Source organism: Magnetospirillum sp. UT-4 (assembly GCF_902729435.1).
Classification (GTDB): domain Bacteria; phylum Pseudomonadota; class Alphaproteobacteria; order Rhodospirillales; family Magnetospirillaceae; genus Magnetospirillum.
Map to the genome: position 1 here is coordinate 1 of NZ_CACVCG010000048.1, position 16295 is coordinate 16295.

General features: G+C 67.2%; 16 protein-coding genes. 5 read left to right on the top strand and 11 right to left on the bottom strand.

Annotation, left to right across the window (positions count from 1 at the left end; all coding sequences use genetic code 11):
* From MTBUT4_RS19440 to MTBUT4_RS07380, 5 genes are all read left to right on the top strand, one after another.
* A partial coding sequence (locus MTBUT4_RS19440; RefSeq protein ID WP_254434778.1) for a hypothetical protein occupies positions 1-362 on the top strand: 362 nt, incomplete at its 5' end.
* Entirely contained in the window at positions 340-2001 is a 1662-nt protein-coding gene (locus MTBUT4_RS07365) for a hypothetical protein (RefSeq protein ID WP_173979028.1), read from the top strand. The genes MTBUT4_RS19440 and MTBUT4_RS07365, both read left to right, overlap by 23 nt.
* 69 nt (positions 2002-2070) lie before the next feature.
* Entirely contained in the window at positions 2071-3630 is a 1560-nt protein-coding gene (locus MTBUT4_RS07370) for a GlcNAc-transferase family protein (RefSeq protein WP_173979029.1), read from the top strand.
* Positions 3630-5384 carry a choline/ethanolamine kinase family protein gene (locus tag MTBUT4_RS07375; protein ID WP_173979030.1) on the top strand — a complete coding sequence of 585 codons (1755 nt, stop codon included), beginning with the start codon at positions 3630-3632 and terminating at the stop codon, positions 5382-5384. Before MTBUT4_RS07370 ends, MTBUT4_RS07375 begins: the two co-directional genes overlap by 1 nt.
* 23 nt (positions 5385-5407) lie before the next feature.
* Positions 5408-6460, top strand: coding sequence for a ParA family protein (locus MTBUT4_RS07380; protein WP_173979031.1), 1053 nt, complete (start codon positions 5408-5410; stop codon positions 6458-6460).
* 90 nt (positions 6461-6550) lie between these two features.
* Here MTBUT4_RS07380 and MTBUT4_RS07385 read toward each other — a convergent pair whose 3' ends face one another.
* Genes MTBUT4_RS07385 through MTBUT4_RS07435 form a run of 11 tightly spaced genes read right to left on the bottom strand, consistent with a single transcriptional unit; the run spans position 6551 to position 16257 of the window.
* Positions 6551-6787, bottom strand: a complete 237-nt coding sequence (locus MTBUT4_RS07385; protein ID WP_173979032.1) for a hypothetical protein — start codon at positions 6785-6787, stop codon at positions 6551-6553.
* 52 nt (positions 6788-6839) lie between these two features.
* Complete coding sequence (locus tag MTBUT4_RS07390; RefSeq protein WP_173979033.1) at positions 6840-7988, bottom strand: ATP-binding protein; 1149 nt, start codon at positions 7986-7988, stop codon at positions 6840-6842.
* Positions 7985-8257, bottom strand: coding sequence for a circadian clock KaiB family protein (locus MTBUT4_RS07395; RefSeq protein WP_173979034.1), 273 nt, complete (start codon positions 8255-8257; stop codon positions 7985-7987). The genes MTBUT4_RS07390 and MTBUT4_RS07395 overlap by 4 nt, the downstream gene beginning before the upstream one ends.
* Positions 8258-8264: 7 nt before the next feature.
* On the bottom strand, positions 8265-9935 hold the full coding sequence (gene kaiC / locus MTBUT4_RS07400) for a circadian clock protein KaiC (protein WP_173979035.1): 1671 nt from the start codon (positions 9933-9935) through the stop codon (positions 8265-8267).
* A 36-nt stretch (positions 9936-9971) separates the two neighbouring features.
* Positions 9972-11240: a methyl-accepting chemotaxis protein gene (locus MTBUT4_RS07405; protein WP_254434780.1), complete on the bottom strand. Its 1269-nt coding sequence runs from the start codon at positions 11238-11240 to the stop codon at positions 9972-9974.
* Positions 11241-11282: 42 nt separating this feature from the next.
* Complete coding sequence (locus tag MTBUT4_RS07410; RefSeq protein WP_173979037.1) at positions 11283-12020, bottom strand: hypothetical protein; 738 nt, start codon at positions 12018-12020, stop codon at positions 11283-11285.
* Positions 12017-12391: a response regulator gene (locus MTBUT4_RS07415; protein ID WP_173979038.1), complete on the bottom strand. Its 375-nt coding sequence runs from the start codon at positions 12389-12391 to the stop codon at positions 12017-12019. Before MTBUT4_RS07415 ends, MTBUT4_RS07410 begins: the two co-directional genes overlap by 4 nt.
* Positions 12391-13182 (bottom strand): ParA family protein, encoded by a 792-nt coding sequence (locus tag MTBUT4_RS07420; protein ID WP_173979039.1) that lies wholly within the window; start codon positions 13180-13182, stop codon positions 12391-12393. Before MTBUT4_RS07420 ends, MTBUT4_RS07415 begins: the two co-directional genes overlap by 1 nt.
* Positions 13179-13436 carry a hypothetical protein gene (locus tag MTBUT4_RS07425; RefSeq protein ID WP_173979040.1) on the bottom strand — a complete coding sequence of 86 codons (258 nt, stop codon included), beginning with the start codon at positions 13434-13436 and terminating at the stop codon, positions 13179-13181. Before MTBUT4_RS07425 ends, MTBUT4_RS07420 begins: the two co-directional genes overlap by 4 nt.
* A gap of 2 nt (positions 13437-13438) precedes the next feature.
* On the bottom strand, positions 13439-16075 hold the full coding sequence (locus tag MTBUT4_RS07430; protein WP_173979041.1) for a chemotaxis protein CheA: 2637 nt from the start codon (positions 16073-16075) through the stop codon (positions 13439-13441).
* Positions 16072-16257 carry a chemotaxis protein CheW gene (locus MTBUT4_RS07435; RefSeq protein ID WP_173979027.1) on the bottom strand — a complete coding sequence of 62 codons (186 nt, stop codon included), beginning with the start codon at positions 16255-16257 and terminating at the stop codon, positions 16072-16074. Before MTBUT4_RS07435 ends, MTBUT4_RS07430 begins: the two co-directional genes overlap by 4 nt.
* Positions 16258-16295 lie beyond the last annotated feature (38 nt).

Below are 16295 nucleotides of genomic sequence, written 5' to 3' on the forward strand. Positions count from 1 at the left end.
CCGACGACCACGTCCGCTCCGACGACGACGCAGGCTCCGACGACCACGTCCGCTCCGACGACGACGCAGGCTCCGACGACCACGTCTGCTCCGACGACCACGTCTGCTCCGACGACGACGTGCGCTCCGACGACCACGTCCGCTCCGACGACGACGTGCGCTCCGACGACCACGTCTGCTCCGACGACCACGTCCGCTCCGACGACGACGTGCGCTCCGACGACGACGTGCGCTCCGACGACCACGTCTGCTCCGACGACGACGTCCGCTCCGACGACGACGTGCGCTCCGACGACCACGCAGTCTCCGACGACCACGTCGGCTCCGACGACGACGTGCATGCCGACGACCCAGCACGATGATCCGAACATGCAGGCCCAGAACGCGGTCCTGGACGAGGACGACGTGACGGCCGGCGGCAGTGACCAGAGCGATGCCTATTCGGTGACGAAGACCATCGACTTCGACACCGGCGGGGCGCGGTACGCCGACTTCAAGCTCGAGGTGCCGGCCGACCTGAAGGCCATGCATCTGACCTCTGACGGGGTCGAGCTGAAGTACTCGGTCACCAACAACGGCAATACGCTGGTGGCCAAGGCGGGCACCGAGGAGGTGTTCTCGATCAAGCTCACCGAATCTGGCGGCAATGCCTCGTACACCTACACGCTGAAGGGCCATATCGACCACGATCCCGGCCAGGGAGAGCAGGTGGAGACCCTGCCTGTCGGCCTGATGATGAAGACCTCGACGGGCGACGTGATCCGCGAGACCTTCACCGTGGGCGTGGTCGATGACCGGCCCGAGGCCGAGAACGACCTGGATACGGTCGCGTCGCGGCTGGGTGCCACCACCACCGGCAACGTCCTCACCGGCATCGACGCAGATGCCAGCACGGGCGCCCACCTGGTGGCCGACGAAAACGGCGCCGACAGTGCCGCCGTCTCGGCGGTGCGCAGCGGCGATACGGTCGTCAGCTTCGACGACGCCAGTGCCGTCCATGTGGACGCCAAGGGCAACCACTACGTCGACGTCCAGGGCGAGCACGGCTCACTCCGGATCTTCGACAACGGCAGCTACACCTACAAGGTCACCGACGCCCAGGCCGGGCAGTCGGAAACCGTGACCATCGACAACAGCAACTACCGCGCCTCGGACCATGGCTTCCAGGTATCGGCCAAGTCCCTGGACGCCCAGGGGAACTATGTCGACGGCCAGGTCAACCACTATGACGGCGGCTGGGGCACGGGCTTCGGCGTGGACGGCAACAAGGGCGGCGTCAAGATCGGCGTCGACGAGGAAACCGGCTACGTCCCCGCCTACGGCAAGTCCGAGCAGCTGATCATCGACTTCGACAAGGATGTCTCCACCGCCAAGGTGACACTGGACACCTTCTTCGACACGTCGGTGGATGCCCGGGTCGAGGTGGGCAAGATCACCGCGCTCAAGGATGGCCAGGAGGTCGGGTCGATGACCTTCTCCGGCAAGGACGCCAGCGGCGACCTGGTCGTGTCTGTCGACTTCGACAAGAACTTCGACCAGCTGGTCCTGGAAGGCTCGCCCTACAAGGGCGGTCAGGGCGGCATCACCACCGACAGCTCCGACTTCCTGGTCCGGGGAGTGACCTTCACCACCGTCCCGGCGCCGGTCGAGGAGCACTTCGAGTACACCATCCGCGATCACGACGGCGACATCGCCAAGGCCATGCTGGACATCAACGTGGCCAGCCCCGCCGGCCGTGACCTGGGCGTGACCCTGGGCGACGACCAGGGGCTGCACGCCTGCCAGGACGAGTTCACCTTCGGTCATGGCGTTTCCGGCGGGGGCGACGGATGGACCCAGCTGGTGCTGGACGACACCCTTGGCCAAGGTGCCGCGGAGGGTTGGGGCAATTACAACGAGACCGTCGAGATCCAGGATCACGGCGCCGACAAGGGCGGCTGTGGCCAGGATCAAGGCGAAAACAACCACAACATCGACCAGAACGACAGTATCGGCTGGTAGGTTTTGGGGTACTCTTACGGCTGCCGCCCCCCATGGGGGCGGCAGCCGAATTTTTGCCGGGAGCGGGGAATGGCGAAGCGTCCGCGGATCTTCGTGAACATCGCGTCTTATCGGGATACCGAATGCCAGCACACGGTTCGTGACCTTTTCTCCAAGGCGAAGCACCCCGACCGCGTGTTCGTGGGTATTTGCTGGCAGTTCATTCCTGGCGAGGATGACGACTGCTTCCAGGTCGTCACCCGGCCGGACCAGGTCCGCGTCATCGAGGTCAACGCCAACGAAAGCAAGGGGGTGTGCTGGGCGCGGTCGCAGGTCCAGTCCCTGTGGCGCGGCGAGGAGTTCACCTTGCAGATCGACAGCCACATGCGGTTCGTCGAGCACTGGGACGAGCTCCTTCTGACCATGATCGGCGAGTGCGACTCGCCGAAGCCGGTGATCAGCACCTATCCGCCCAGCTACGAGCCCCCGGACCAGCTTTCCGAGCCGACCGTCTCGGCGATCAGCGCCAGCGAGTTCGACAAGAACGGCATCCTCAAATTCCGCGCCCACGGCTCGCCTCTGCCGGAGCCGCCGCCACCGCCGCAGCCCAACCATTTCATCGCCGCCGGCCTGCTGTTCGGGCCGTCCTCCATCAACACCGACGTCCCTTACGATCCCTACCTGTACTTCCACGGCGAGGAGATTTCGCTCGCCGTTCGCCTGTTCACCCATGGCTACGACGTCTTCACCCCCAACCGCTGCATCGCCTTCCACGACTACACCAATGCAAGGGGACGCAAGCGCCACTGGGACGATTTCGAGTGGGCGCACCTCAACGCCCTGTCGTTCAACCGCATCCGCCATTTGCTCGGCATCGCCGAAAGCGACGACCCGGAAGTGCTGCGGGAGATGGACCGCTATGGCTTGGGAAGCGTGCGAAGCTTGGCCGAGTTCGAGCGCTCGGCGAAAGTCGACTTCAAGAACCGGCTGATCGACGGCATGTCAGACATCGAGCGCGTCGAGGCCATGGCGCCGGACGAGCGCTCCGAAATCGCCCATACCTTCTTCGTCAACATCTGGCGGTCGAACGGCTGGGGCCACGCCGAGTCGCGCAGCGGCTCGGGCGCCAACCTCGCGCAGACCGAAATCATCAAGGCCAGGCTGGTGGATGCCTTCGCCTTCCTGGGCGCCGAGGCGGTCGCCGATGCGGGTTGCGGCGAAATGAACTGGATGAAGACCGTGGTCGACCGGTTCCGCTTCTATTTCGGCTTCGACCTGGTGGGCGACTTGGTGACCGAATTGCGGACCAAGCACGCCCGCCGGCACAACTGCTTCTTCTCCAAGCTCGACATCATGCTGGACGTGATGCCGCGCGCCGATGTGATTCTCTGCCGGGACGTGCTGACCCACTATCCCACCTGCATGGTCCGGGCGGCATTCGACAATTTCAAGCGGAGCGGCGCCAGGTATGTGGCCGCAACCACCTTCACCAATACCGAAAACAAACCCGACAACCTGATCGGGGGCTGGCAGCCGATGAACCTGATGGCGGAGCCGTTCAACCTGCCGCAGCCCCGCATCCTTCTGTCCGAGGACCTGAAGGGCACCACCAAGTCCATCGGCATCTGGGCAATTTCGGATCTGCCGTGATGGAGGAGGCGGTCCTGCGTCGCGCGTTCGAGGCCGATCCCTCGGACATCCCGGCACGGAATGCCCTGGCCCGAAACCTTGCCGACAGCGGCCGCGCCGAGGAAGCGGCCTTCATCGAATCCGGCACCGAGACCCTGGAAGGCGCGCAGGAACCGGCGGCTACGGCGGCCGTCGCCCGCCACCTGTACCGCCGAGGCATGACCGATCATGCCAGATCCCTCGCCGCCGCCTGCGGCCTTAACCTGCCTGCCGACGTGGACGACGGCGACGCGCGGGAGGCGGCCGACCGTGCCCGCCGGGCTGAGCGGTGGAGCGAGGCCGAGGATTCCTACCTCAAAGCCTTGGCTGCGCGGCCGGACAGTGCCGGCGCCCTGCGCGGACTGGCGGCGGTGACGCTGGCCCTGGGACGGCCGGTGGAGGCGGCGCTGATCGTCCGGGCCGGTCTGTCGCTCGCCCCGATGGATGCGCGCCTGCACCTGCAACTCGGCCGTTGCCTCGGGGCGTTCAACCGCCTGACGGAGGCGGCCGAGCATCTGCGCACCGCCTGGGCACGCGATCCCGGACTGTCCGGCCTGGCCATCGAACTGGCGGAAGCGGAGCTCGGCCTCGGGCGTCTGCACTCCGCCTCGGAGCCGCTGGCCTTCGCCGCCGCCGAGCAGCCGGACAATGCCGACCTGCTGCGGCGGCTGGCGCATCATCACCTGGCCTGCGGACATCCCGCCGAGGCGGTGGTGTGGCTGCGGCGTCTGGCCGAATGCGGCGAGGCCGGCGCGGACGCCGCCCCCCTCCTCGACCTGGCGCTCGGGCGGCGGCGCCCCTACCCCGCCGACATGCCCGACGATACCGAACTGCGCGACGCGCTGGCCCGCATCCCGATGTTCGCGCAGGCCGACTGGTCGCGCCTCGCCTGTACGCCGATCACCCACGGCAACCGCAACCGGGTCTACCGCATCGACCTCGACGATCTCGCCTACGTGCTGCGCCTGCCCGCCTTTCCGAGGCAACGGCCGTCCGCCTATCTCGACGAACGCTACACCCTGGCCCGTGCCCATGCCTGGGGTGTCGCCCCGCCCGCCTTGTACATGGACGTTGCCGACGGCACCCTGGTCACGCCCTTCGCCGGACGCCACCTCGACCCGGCGGACCTGGCCGACCCGGCGGTGCTGGAGGCGGTGGGGCGCTTGCTGGCCCGGGTTCACGCCGGACCGGCGGTGCGCGGGCGGCATGAGCCGCTGGCGACCCTCGACGGGCGCCGACAGGCCATCGCCGGGCAATCATTCCCCTTCGTTCCCGACTTTGCCGCGATCGAGGCCCGGATCGCCGAATTGCGGGCCGCCCTGGCCGCCACCCTGCCGCCGCCCTGTCCCTGCCACAACGACGTCAACCCGGGGAACATCATCCGGTCGCCGGGCGGGCTGGTCCTGGTCGACTGGCAGATGGCCGCCATGGGCGATCCCGACTGGGAGGTGGGGGGGGTGCTGGCCCGGCTTCCGGCGGATGACGACGGCCTGCACGAGATCCTGCTGGCATCGGCCTCCGATGGACGGCCGCCGGGCACCGGAGCGGCCCGCGCCCGGCTGGCGGCGATCATCCACCGCTTCATCGAGGTGGTGGAGGGGATGCAGATGAGCCTGGAATTCCCCGACGATCCCGGCTGGCGGCGTCATGCCGAAGGCGCCCTGGCCTTTGTCCGGGCGGGGTTGGCGGCGGCGGCGACAGCCAGGGCATTGCAGTCGCTGCGCGCTTCGGGTTAGCTAGCGGCGACCAGGAGGGCGCCGTGTCGGGAAATCCGCCAATCATCGCTGTTTTCAATGCCAAGGGTGGCGTCGGCAAGACGACCACGGTGGTCAACCTGGCCGTCTGCCTGGCGGCGTTCGGGCGCAAGGTGCTGGTGGTCGACGTTGACGCCCAGGGCAATGCCACCACCAGCTTCGCCAAGGCCGAGCTGCCGCGCCGCGGTACCTACGACCTGATGACCGGCCGCGCCACCTTGGCCGAAGTGATGCACCCGACCTTCATCGACGGGGTTTCCCTTGTGGGAGCCACCGACGACCTCGGCATCGTCGATGTGGAGCTGGCCGTCTCCTCGCTGCAGCAGGGACGACTGCGCGATCTGATCGCGGCCGGCGGCGGCGAACTCGACATCGTTCTGGTGGATTGTCCGCCAGCCATCGGCGCCATGACCGTCAATGCGCTGATCTCGGCCCATGCGGTGATCGTGCCGGCCAATCCGACACCGTTCGCCCATGACGGGCTGATGCGCACCTGGCACATCGTCAAGCGGTTCCGCTCCACCCTCAACCCCGCCCTGTTCGTTCACGGCGTCCTGCTCACCCTGGCCGACAGCCAGCAGGAATGGGCGATGGAGCATGTGATGAAGGCCGAGCTGGGCGACCTGGTCTATCCGGTGCGCGTTTCGCACGAACCCCGGGTCTTCGTCGATGCCGCCGGCCACGGCCTGCCGGCGTGTGTGTTCGCCCCCGCCAGTGCCGGCGCGCGGGAATACCTTTCCCTGGCCGAACAGGTGCTGCTGGGCGAACCGCGCCTGCACCGCACCGTGCTCAACCTGGCCGGCAATCCCGATCCGGTGCCGGCGGCGAGCCGGCAGGCCGCAGAGAATGCGCTGTCGGCGTGGCACGTCAAGGCGCGGGACATGGGGTTGCTGAACCAGACCATCAACATACCGTCGCTGGGTCCGGCCCTGCCGCCGCCGGTGTTCGCGCCCGAGGCGACACCGCACCGCACCTGCTCCACCTGGCTGCTGGTCGCCGTTGCCGTCACCGGAGCGATATTCGGCGCCGCCGCGGCCCTGCTGACGATGCTCGGGTAGCAGGTATTGGCGCGGCGGCGATCACGCTGAAACGATACGGGCAACCGCTTGCAAGCCCATCACCGGAACGCCGCCCAGGTGCATCCGGCTCTAACGGATCGAGTGCCTCACCATCTCGGCGTGCCGGGTCCCGGCCTTGTGGACCGCCACCTGGCGCATGTCGCGGCAGGTGCGGCCGTCGGCGGCCACCCGGACCTCCGACACCGGTTCGACCCAGCCCCACATGGCGGAACTGCCGGCCGAACGGACCGGCTCCACCGCGGCCCAGGTGCCGCCGGGAGCCGAGGTCCCAGCCCAGGCGGCACCTCGGCAGTGGTGGAGGCCCATACCACCTTGCCGCCGGTCGGGGCTTCGAATGAAGCTTGGCCAGCTGGACCCGTTACCCCGCCGACATCATCCCGGCGGGCAGCGTGAAGCGGAAGGTACTGCCGTGTCCCTCTGCCGACTCCACCCAGATACGGCCCCCATAACTTTCGACGATGCGCTGGGCGATGGACAACCCGATGCCGGTTCCCTGACGGCCGTCGTGGGGAGAAAGGCGTTCGAACATTTCGAAAACCTTGTCATGGTAGGCGGGATCGATGCCGATGCCGTTGTCAGCTACTGTTACGGTCAATGCCTCGCCGTCGCTGACGGCAGAAATTTCGACGCGCACCCGTCTGTCGGGGTGGCGGTACTTGATGGCGTTGCCGATCAGATTCTGCAGCAGGCTGGCCAGCCGCACCGGATCTCCCAGCACGGTCGGCAGCGGCTGCAAGACGATGTCGGAGTCCACCTCGGACACCAGGGTGTCCAGACCCTTCAGCACCTCTAGGACCACCTCGCCGAGATCGACCTCGGTCACATGGGGGTGGGCGCCGGTCAGGCGCGAGTAGCTGAGCAGATCCGTGATCAGCGCCGACATCCGCTTGGCGCCGCTCACCGCAAAATCGATGATTTCGTCGGCGTCGGCGTCGAGTCGCCCCCTGTAGCGGCGCGCCAGCAACTGGACGAAACTGGCGACGGTCCGCAGCGGCTCCTGCAGGTCGTGGGAGGCGACATAGACGAAGCGCTGAAGTTCGCGGTTGATGTCCTCGAGGTTGATCTTCTGTTCGAGCAGGCTTTCGCTGAGGCGGTGCTGGTGGCTGACGTCAATATGCATGACCAGCGCGCCGTCGAAGGAGCCACGGTCCACCGGCAGAATCTGCACCCGCTGCCAGCAGCAACCGAGGGAGTCGGCCGCAACCGCCACCTCCTCCTCGAACATATCCGTGCGGCCAGCCAGTACGTCGGCGAGGCCGGACCCGACGCGGGCGGCCACGGCAGCGTCCCACAATCCGCTTTGCAGGGTCACGGAGGGGTAACACCCGGTCAATGTCCCCTGGTGGCCGCGAACCACCATCCGCTTCCATTCGGCATTGGTGAGCACCGGGCAGCCGCCGCCATCGAGCAGGGCGACCGCGGCCGGAAGGGCGTCGAGCAGCATCCTCCATACTGCGAACAGCACATCAGATGGGGCGCCGCCGGCGCCGTGGCTGCCGGGGCTCATTCGTTCTGCCCCTGACCGAGAAAGGCCAGCAGACCCTCGGCATCGACCAGGGTGCCCAGCAGCATGCCGACGGGTGGAGGTTGGCGGCGCACCAAGGTCGGGGTGACGAGAATCCCGGCGGACATGGCCCTTGTGGGATCGGCCAGGACATCGACGATTTCAACCTCGACGCCGCCCTCCACCCGCGCTGCCGCTGCCTCGAGGTTGCGGCGGGCGATCTGCGAATTGGCGGCTCGTCCTGCGATGTATAGCTCGACCTTCCCCGTCATGCCGCCGTCACCTCCGGTCGGCGGAGCGTGAGGCGAGGACCGAGCTGAAATCAGCGGTCTCCCGTTCCTGCATCTCCGCATCGAATTCGTCCATGCCTTGTATCTCCGCCTGCTTGGCCGCCAGTTCGGCTGCCAGCAGGGCGACTCGCGTCTTCAGTTCGTCCAACTGGGCCTGAGCGCGGATGCGCTCGTGCCGGCGGCGAAAGCGGACGCGCTGGCGTTCCGCCATGTCCTCGTTTTCGCGTTCCAGGCGGGCGGTCCCCATCAGCACCTGGCCTCCGGAGGAATAGACATCGGCCAGCGTCGGCCCACGATCGGTGAGGATCAGCTCGCGAACCTGCGAGGAATGCGCCGAGCCCCGGGACTTCACCACCGACAGGGCGCGATTGCGTTCACCGCCATGGGCGACGAAGGTCACATGCAGCCAGGTGTCGGCCATGGTCGAAACGTGGGTCTGGGTGATCTCGCGCTCGGGATCGGAGCCCTCGATCAGGGCGGTGAAGATGGCGGTGATGCCCTGAGACTTGACGAAATCGACCAGCATTTCGATCAGCGAGTCGGCAATCACCTTGCCGCCGCCCTTGACCAGGGCAGAGACCGGGTCGATCACCAGCATCGCCGGCTGGAAGTCCTCGCACACCTTGCGCAGGCGGTGGACATGCTGCTGCGCCGAGGCCGAGGCCGAGCGCATGCTGACCATCCGCAGCAGGCCGGCTTCGCGATGCCGCCCGAGGTCGAGCGATACGGAGGCCAGATTACGCACGATCTGATCCTCCGCCTCGTCGAAGCTCACGAACAATGCCCGCTCGCCGCGGCAGCAGACGGCATTCACCATTGCACCAGCCAAGGTGGTCTTGGCAGTGCCGGGGGCGCCGGAAATCAGCGCCGTCGAGCCACGGTACATCCCGCCGCCCATCATGGTGTCGAGGCGCTCGACCCCCGACGAGATTCGGTCGGAGAAGACCTGATGGCGGCTGTTGACGTCCTGATAGAGCAGTTCGAGCCCCGCCTCGGTGATCGCCAGGGGAAAGCGGTTGGTGGTCACCGGTGTGCCGCGCGCCTTGGCCACCCGCAGCGTCGCCACCGAGACGTCGCCCTCGAGCCGGCGCTCCAGCGCCAGCACGCAATCGACGATGTACTGTGCCGCATCCACCGGCAGGCTGCCGCCAAATCCGTCCATCTTGATGGTCATGATGGTGGTCAGCTTCAATTCGCGCAGGGTTCGCGCCAGCTGAAACATCTGCTGCAGCAGGCGCCCGCGGTCGGGCTGCATGGCCAGCAGCAGGTCGATGCCGTCGAGGACCAGCCGGGTGGCACCCATGGCCTGGGCCTGTGCCGCCATCATGCCGAGGAAGCCATCAAGCTCGATGCTGCCGGTCATCTCAGCCTCGGCGCCGAGGCGGGCATCGACGATGTGGATCAGCCCATCGGCCACCAGCCGGGGCAGGCCCCAGCCGAAATCCTTCAGGTGGCCGATCAGATCCTCGGGGCTTTCCTCGAAGCTGACGAACAGGCTGCGTTCGTCAAGGGCCGCGGCGGCGTTGGCCAGCATCTGCATGGCAAGCACCGTCTTGCCCGCTCCGGGACCTCCCAGAATCAGGGTCGCCCGGTCGGCCGGAACGCCGCCACCGAGAATTGCGTCGAGACCGCGTATGCCCGTGGGCTTGCGCTCCGTCATGAAATTTCCACTCCAGTTGCACCGGCTTCAGCCCGATCAGAACAATTCAATGGCCGCCCCCCTGTCCTGTGCCCGGGCGCCCTGAGCCGTGGCCGCTTGGCGATTGGCTTTAAGCTCGGCAATCGCCGCCGCGACCGCTTGCTCCAGATGCGAATTCACCAACGCGTCCAGCTCGGGCCACGATGCCATGGCGGCACCGGTCATCGCGGCGTCGGTGGCCATGATAGCGTCGGAAATGCGATCGGAACAGCGGTTGAGCGCCTCCAGCCGCTGCTTGACGACGTCCTGGAACTGGATGGAGCCGATCATCTCCATGATCGGCTCGCCCAGCCGTTCGTTCTCTTGCTGGACCCTGGCCATGGTGTCGTGCTGTTGGGCGATGAGGGCCTGCAAGCTTTCGGTCAACTCGCCGACGGCCTCGGAAATCACCGCCAGACTGCTTTCCTCCTTGCGGTTGCGCTCGCCGACAACGGTACTCAGGCTGGCTTCGACCGTTTTTTCGAGATTGGCGATGCCGGCGCCAATCTCCACCGCCGCATGGTCCGATTGCAGGGACAGGGCCTTGACCTCGGCGGCGACGATGGCGAATCCCTTGCCCTGTTCGCCGGCACGAGCCGCCTCGATGGTGGCATTCAGCGCCAGCATCCGGGTCGATCCGGCGATGCCGCGGACGGTCTGAACCATCTGCCCCAGATTGGCGACCACGTCGCTGATGTTTTCCATCGCCTTTCGCACGACTTCGGCATCGCGGAGCCGATCGGCGGCAAGCTGATCGACCAGGGACTGGCTGCGATGCAGTTGCTCGATGAGCTGGATGACACGGTCGTTGGCATTGGCATCGCTGATGAAGGCGAGCAGACCTTCCAGACTGCCTTCGACCACCTTGAGGTCGCTCATCAGATCGGCGGCATTCCTCTCGGACTCGAAGATGACGCTGCTGGTCTCGCCCTTCATGGCATCGGCGAACAGACGGAAGTAGGAGAATTTCTCCGAAATGCATTTTTCGCACTGGAAGGAATCAAAGACCGCAGCAGCCGGCGGTGGCGTGTTCCTGGCGGCGGCCGTGGGAGCGAGCGACTCGCTGTCGGGAGCCGGCAGCTCTGGCCGACCACCCCACGCCAGGGCCAAAGCCAGCGCCACGCCTGCCATCAGCACTCGCACGGCGATGGCCAGCGGAGCCGCCATGGCGGGCAGGAGGGCCACGGCGGCCTCGCCGAGGACTATGGCCAGCAGAAGCGCCGCCGCCGGCCGGGGCCACGGCAAGGAGGCCCTAGGAGCCGCCCTCTGCAGAATTCTATTGTTCATGGCGATCACCCAGTCATGTCATCCGCGCTAATCATCGGCGGGTTAAAACAGCTCGACCTTCGGCCCGCTGGTCTCGTGAACGTCGAGCCCGGCGGCGGCATGGTGGTCGTCGCGTTGGCTGGTCATCACGCAATCGTCGAGAGCCTTGTTGAACATTTCCTTGAAATTCTCGGTGCGATCCATGGACCGCCGGTCGCCGAGGCGCTGGGCGAGATCGATCATGTGCTGATCGACGATCAGCGACAGCCGCGCGAGAAAGTCGATCTGCTGCTGGGTGAGGTCCTGGAACTGGAGCTGGCCCAACAAGGAGACGATCGGTGACCCGACCGCATCGGCCAGCGCCTTCAATTCCGTGGCGTTCCCGGGGGCGGCGCGGTCGATCGCCGTGCGCAGGCGCGCCAGGTCGGAATCCATTTCCGTCAGCCCGTTGACGATGCCGATGGCGGCGGCGCTGGTGCTGGCGGTGATGCGTTCGCCCTGATCGCGCAGCAGGCGGGTGAAGGCACGGTACTGGGCCAACTCGTCGGAGACCCGAAACAGCAACAGGCGAACAGCCCGCGGCGTGAGGCCATCGCGGCGCCCCAACAGATAGCCGATGGCCACACCGGCCGCCGACAGCCCGGACACCATCAACACCGTCGCCAACTCACCACCGACCGCCATGGTTGCCGCGGCGCCGCTTCCTGCGAAGACGGAGGCGGCCACGGCGATCCGCAACAGCGCGACCCGTTCGGTCGTGCCGTGCAAGGTGCCGGCGGCGGAGGCGGATGGGGTGGTCATCCGTTGGGCAGTATCTGTTTGACCACCTTGAGAAGGTCGTCGGGCTGAACGGGCTTGACCAGCCATCCCGTCGCCTTGGCGGCGCGGGCTTCGTCGCGCTTGGCCTGCTGCGATTCGGTGGTCACCACCAGAATCGGCAGGAATTGGAGGCCCGACATGGTGCGGACCTTGCGGATCAGGTCGATGCCGCTCATCCCCGGCATGTGGATGTCGGTAATGATCAGCTGGGGCTTGAGACCGCCAGTGAGCTGGGTGGCCGCGTCCTCGCCGCTGGCCGCCTTGGCGACAGTGAAGCCAGCCTTGTGCAGGATGGCCTCCATACTCATCAGGATGGTCGCCGAATCGTCGACGATGAGGATGGTGGAAGGCATCACGAGACCTTGTTCTGGAGTTCGGGGGACAATCGCGGCCAGGACATCGCCAATTCGTCGGCGAGCAGGTAATAGTCCAGGGCACCGCGGGTGCGCGGGGCGAACTGGCGGATCGGCTGGCGCTCTGAGAAGGCGGCGGCCAATCGGATATCGCTGCGGATGGGGCGCAGCATCCGCTCGGCGCCGAACTGGCGGGCGATGTCGGCCAAGACCGCCCGATGGTGACCGATGCGCTCGCAGGCCATGATCGGCAGCAATCCCACCAGCTTCAGTTCCGGATTGGTGGTGGTGACCGCCTTGTAGAACAGCCGCGACAATTGCTTCACCCCCTCGACCGACAGCGCATGGGCCAGAAGCGGAATGAGCAGGCCATCGGCGGCGGCCATGGCGCAGGTCAGCACCAGGTCGAGCGATGGCGGCGTATCGAGCACGACGATGTCATAGCGCCCCATCCCGGGGTGGCGGAGATGGCCGGCCAGCAGCAAGGGATCGCCGAGCGTTCCGGACCCGTCGTAGAGGGCATCGGCGGGGGCGCACCACAGGTTGGGCCACGCCGTCGCCATCACCGCCGTCCCGAGGTCGAAGTGGGGATCGCGAAAGACCTCGTGGCAGGTACATCCCGGCTTCGGGTCGATTCCCAGTCCGAACCCGGCATGGCCCTGGGTATCGAGATCGACCACCAGCACCTGCCGGCCCCGAGCCGCCCATTCGGCGGCCAGATTGACGGCGGTGGTGGTCTTGCCGCTGCCTCCCTTGCGATTGGAGACCGCGACGACGAATGGGCGCGTCATTTCGCCGCCTTTCGCTCCACCGGTCCCAACGCCTGCGGCAGCCAGCGGGCGAGGAATGCCTCTCGCGGCAGGGCCGAGAGCGTCGGCCGCACTGCCAGCAGCACTTGCAGTACGGCGGTATGCAGATGCGTGCAGGCGGCGAGGTCGATCCGCGCGCCGCGATGGGCTTGCAGGAATTCCAGCAGCGGCAAGGCATCCTCGACGGTGCAGGTGTCCTGGGCGATTGCCGCGTTCTTGGCGAACTTGAACGGCATGGCTACAGCAACTCCTTGAGGTTGAGCACCAGCAGCACGCGGCCATCGCCCAGCAGCGCCGAGCCGGAATAGCCGCGGATGTTGGCGAGAATGCCGTCGAAGGGCTTCAGGATGATGTCCATCCCCTCGCGGAAGTTATCGACGACCAGGCCGACCATGTTGCCGCCGATCCGCACCACCAGCACGGCGTCCTCTTCGCTGCCGTCGCCGATCCACACCGAGGTCGGGACGCCCATCAGGCGGTCGAGACGAATGAGCGGCACGATGGCGTCGCGCAACACGAACGCCTCGGACTGCTTGAAGCGGCGCACGGCGTCGCGATGGACCCGCACGGTCTCGGCGATGTGGTCCATGGGGATGCCGAACAGCATGCCGCCGCCGGCTTCGACCACCATCACCCGCGTTACCGCCATGCTGAGCGGCAGCGACAGGCGCACCGTCGTCCCTTCGCCCGTCACGGAGGTGATGGAGACGCTGCCGCCGGTCTTTTCCACCCCGGTGACCACCACGTCCATGCCGACGCCGCGCCCCGACAGGTCGGAGACCTGGGCGGCGGTGGAGAAGCCCGGCATGAACACCAGGTTGACCGCCTCCTGGTCAGTGAGGCGGGCCGCCCGCTCTTCGTCGAGGACACCCTTGGCGACGGCCGACGCCTTGATCTTGGCGGGGTCGATGCCGCGGCCGTCGTCGACCACCTCGATCACCACCTGGTCGCTTTCCTGGAATGCCCGCAGCAGGACGGTGGCCTGACTCGGCTTGCCGGCGGCGTCGCGGTCCTCGGGCGGCTCGATGCCGTGGTCTATGGCGTTCCTGACGATGTGCAACAGCGGATCACCAAGGGCCTCGATGATGTTCTTGTCGGCGGCGGTGTCGGCGCCCTCGATCACCAGGTCGATGCGTTTGCCAAGTTTGCGCGCCACGTCGCGCACCAGCCTTGGGAAGCGGTCGAACACCTCCGAGACCGGCAGCATGCGCACCGCCATGATGGCGCCCTGCATCTCCTGGGCGAGGCGTTCGATGACGGCGTGCAGGTCCTTGATCTCGCGGCTCATCTCGCGCGAGCCATGGACCTGCTCGGCGCGCTTTGCCAGGAAAGGCAGGCTGTTCTTCGACACCACCAGTTCGCCGATCAGGTTCATCAGCGTGTCGATCTTGGCCTGGTCCACCTTCAGCACGCGGCTGGCCTGCTTGACCTCCGGGCTGGGATGCTCGCCGGCCTCAGCCCGGCGCCGGCCGTGATCGCCCGCCGCCTGCATGACTGCGGCGGCGGTCCCCTCGTCGGTCAACAGCCAGTGGTCCAGCAGGTCGAGCGCCGGGGCGGCGGACTCCTGAACCCTGGCGGCCTCGACCGCCGCGGACCAGGCGGCGGCGTCTGCGGCCCTGCGGCCCTCCGCGGCAAGAATATTGGCGACGGTTTTCGCCACCGAGTCGAGCCGTGTCGCATATCCGCCCGGCGCCACCGGAAGTCCGAGGATGGCACGCTGGCTGTCGAGAATGCGTGCCGCCGTGAGCGACACCGTCCCCAGGCCGGCGCGCTCCGGAAGGGCGGTCGCCGCCGGGGCCGCCACGGCCGCGATTGGGCGCGCGAGCGGGGCGGGCGCCAGCGGATGAAGGTCGGCGTCGCCGGTGGCGATGCACCCGATCAGCGCCGTCACCCACGAGGCATCGGGTGTGGGAACGGCGAGCACCGCGTCCAGCCACCGCAGCGCCGAAGCCAGAAGCAGCGCCGGAGCGGTGAGGTGGAGGAGGGCAGCCACCGCCCGCCGCAGCGCCGGCCAGTCGGCGGCGGCGACCAGGCGCCGCGCCTCCTCGACGAAGTCGCCGTAGACCGGGCCGCCGTTGCGGTCGCCGGTCACCGTCACCAAGGCGTGCGGCGGCACCGGCGCCATCCCAACCTGCTCGATTACGTAACGGAACAGCGCCTCGACCTCGGTGGACGGCGCCGCGACAAGGGCGCGAAAGCGCAGGTTGCAGCGATAGGGATCGAGGGCGTCCATTGCCGGCCAGGGCTCGGCCGCCTCAATGGCGAGACTGCGAAGTTCTGGCATTTGCCGGAACAGGATGAAGGGGTCCTCGCCGCTGAAAAAGCTGTCCTCTAGCGGAATGTACTCCACGGCCTGAAGCTCCGCTCCGGCCATCGCCGCCGCGAAGGCCGACAGCCGGTCCACTTCCGGGATGGCCGCCAGCCAGTCCAACGTGACCAGGTCACCGGCATGAGCGGCCGATGGACCAGCCTGGGTGGCACCGTAATCGGCCGGCAGCACCGCGCGCAGGGCGGCCGTCATCTCCTTGGACACCCCGTCGGCGCCGGCGCGCAGGGCACCGGTGCCGTCGATGTCGTCCACCCAGGCGCTGACCTGGTCGAGCGCGTCCAGCAGCATGTCGACCAACTCGGAAGTCATCGGCAGTTGGCCGGTGCGCACGACGCTCAGGACATCCTCACTGGCATGCACCAGTTTGGTGAAGGCGGGGAAGTCGAACAGGCCCGCCGAGCCCTTCAGCGTATGGACGGAGCGAAAGACCTCGTTGATGGCGGCTTCGTCGCCCGGATGCTTTTCCAGCACCAGCAAGGCGGAGGCGGACCCCTGCAGGAGTTCGCGGGCCTCGCCGACGAAGCGTTCGAGAAGGGGTGTGCTCATGGAGGCGATATTCCTGCGATCAGCCTGGCCATGCGGATGATTTCCTGCACCTCGGCCAGAGGCACGGCGAACATCTCGTCGGCGACATGAAAGATGACGAACTGGCGGGCATCACCGGCACCGACGACATCCGCCGCCGACGTTCCGGGCTCATCCCGCACCGCTTCCGCAACTTCGGACATGAAGCGTCCTCCTGTTGGCTATAAGGGTAGGGGGAAGC

Excerpts from the sequence above, each read along its gene's own strand:
- kaiC (WP_173979035.1), bottom strand. The coding sequence starts at position 9,935 with ATGACGGAGCGCAAGCCCACGGGCATACGCGGTCTCGACGCAATTCTC.
- MTBUT4_RS07375 (WP_173979030.1), top strand. The coding sequence starts at position 3,630 with ATGGAGGAGGCGGTCCTGCGTCGCGCGTTCGAGGCCGATCCCTCGGAC.
- MTBUT4_RS07430 (WP_173979041.1), bottom strand. The coding sequence starts at position 16,075 with ATGAGCACACCCCTTCTCGAACGCTTCGTCGGCGAGGCCCGCGAACTC.
- MTBUT4_RS07415 (WP_173979038.1), bottom strand. The coding sequence starts at position 12,391 with ATGCCTTCCACCATCCTCATCGTCGACGATTCGGCGACCATCCTGATG.
- MTBUT4_RS07365 (WP_173979028.1), top strand. The coding sequence starts at position 340 with ATGCCGACGACCCAGCACGATGATCCGAACATGCAGGCCCAGAACGCG.
- MTBUT4_RS07420 (WP_173979039.1), bottom strand. The coding sequence starts at position 13,182 with ATGACGCGCCCATTCGTCGTCGCGGTCTCCAATCGCAAGGGAGGCAGC.
- MTBUT4_RS07405 (WP_254434780.1), bottom strand. The coding sequence starts at position 11,240 with ATGAACAATAGAATTCTGCAGAGGGCGGCTCCTAGGGCCTCCTTGCCG.
- MTBUT4_RS07370 (WP_173979029.1), top strand. The coding sequence starts at position 2,071 with ATGGCGAAGCGTCCGCGGATCTTCGTGAACATCGCGTCTTATCGGGAT.
- MTBUT4_RS07395 (WP_173979034.1), bottom strand. The coding sequence starts at position 8,257 with ATGACGGGGAAGGTCGAGCTATACATCGCAGGACGAGCCGCCAATTCG.
- MTBUT4_RS07390 (WP_173979033.1), bottom strand. The coding sequence starts at position 7,988 with ATGAGCCCCGGCAGCCACGGCGCCGGCGGCGCCCCATCTGATGTGCTG.
- MTBUT4_RS07385 (WP_173979032.1), bottom strand. The coding sequence starts at position 6,787 with ATGGGCCTCCACCACTGCCGAGGTGCCGCCTGGGCTGGGACCTCGGCT.
- MTBUT4_RS07410 (WP_173979037.1), bottom strand. The coding sequence starts at position 12,020 with ATGACCACCCCATCCGCCTCCGCCGCCGGCACCTTGCACGGCACGACC.
- MTBUT4_RS07435 (WP_173979027.1), bottom strand. The coding sequence starts at position 16,257 with ATGTCCGAAGTTGCGGAAGCGGTGCGGGATGAGCCCGGAACGTCGGCG.
- MTBUT4_RS07425 (WP_173979040.1), bottom strand. The coding sequence starts at position 13,436 with ATGCCGTTCAAGTTCGCCAAGAACGCGGCAATCGCCCAGGACACCTGC.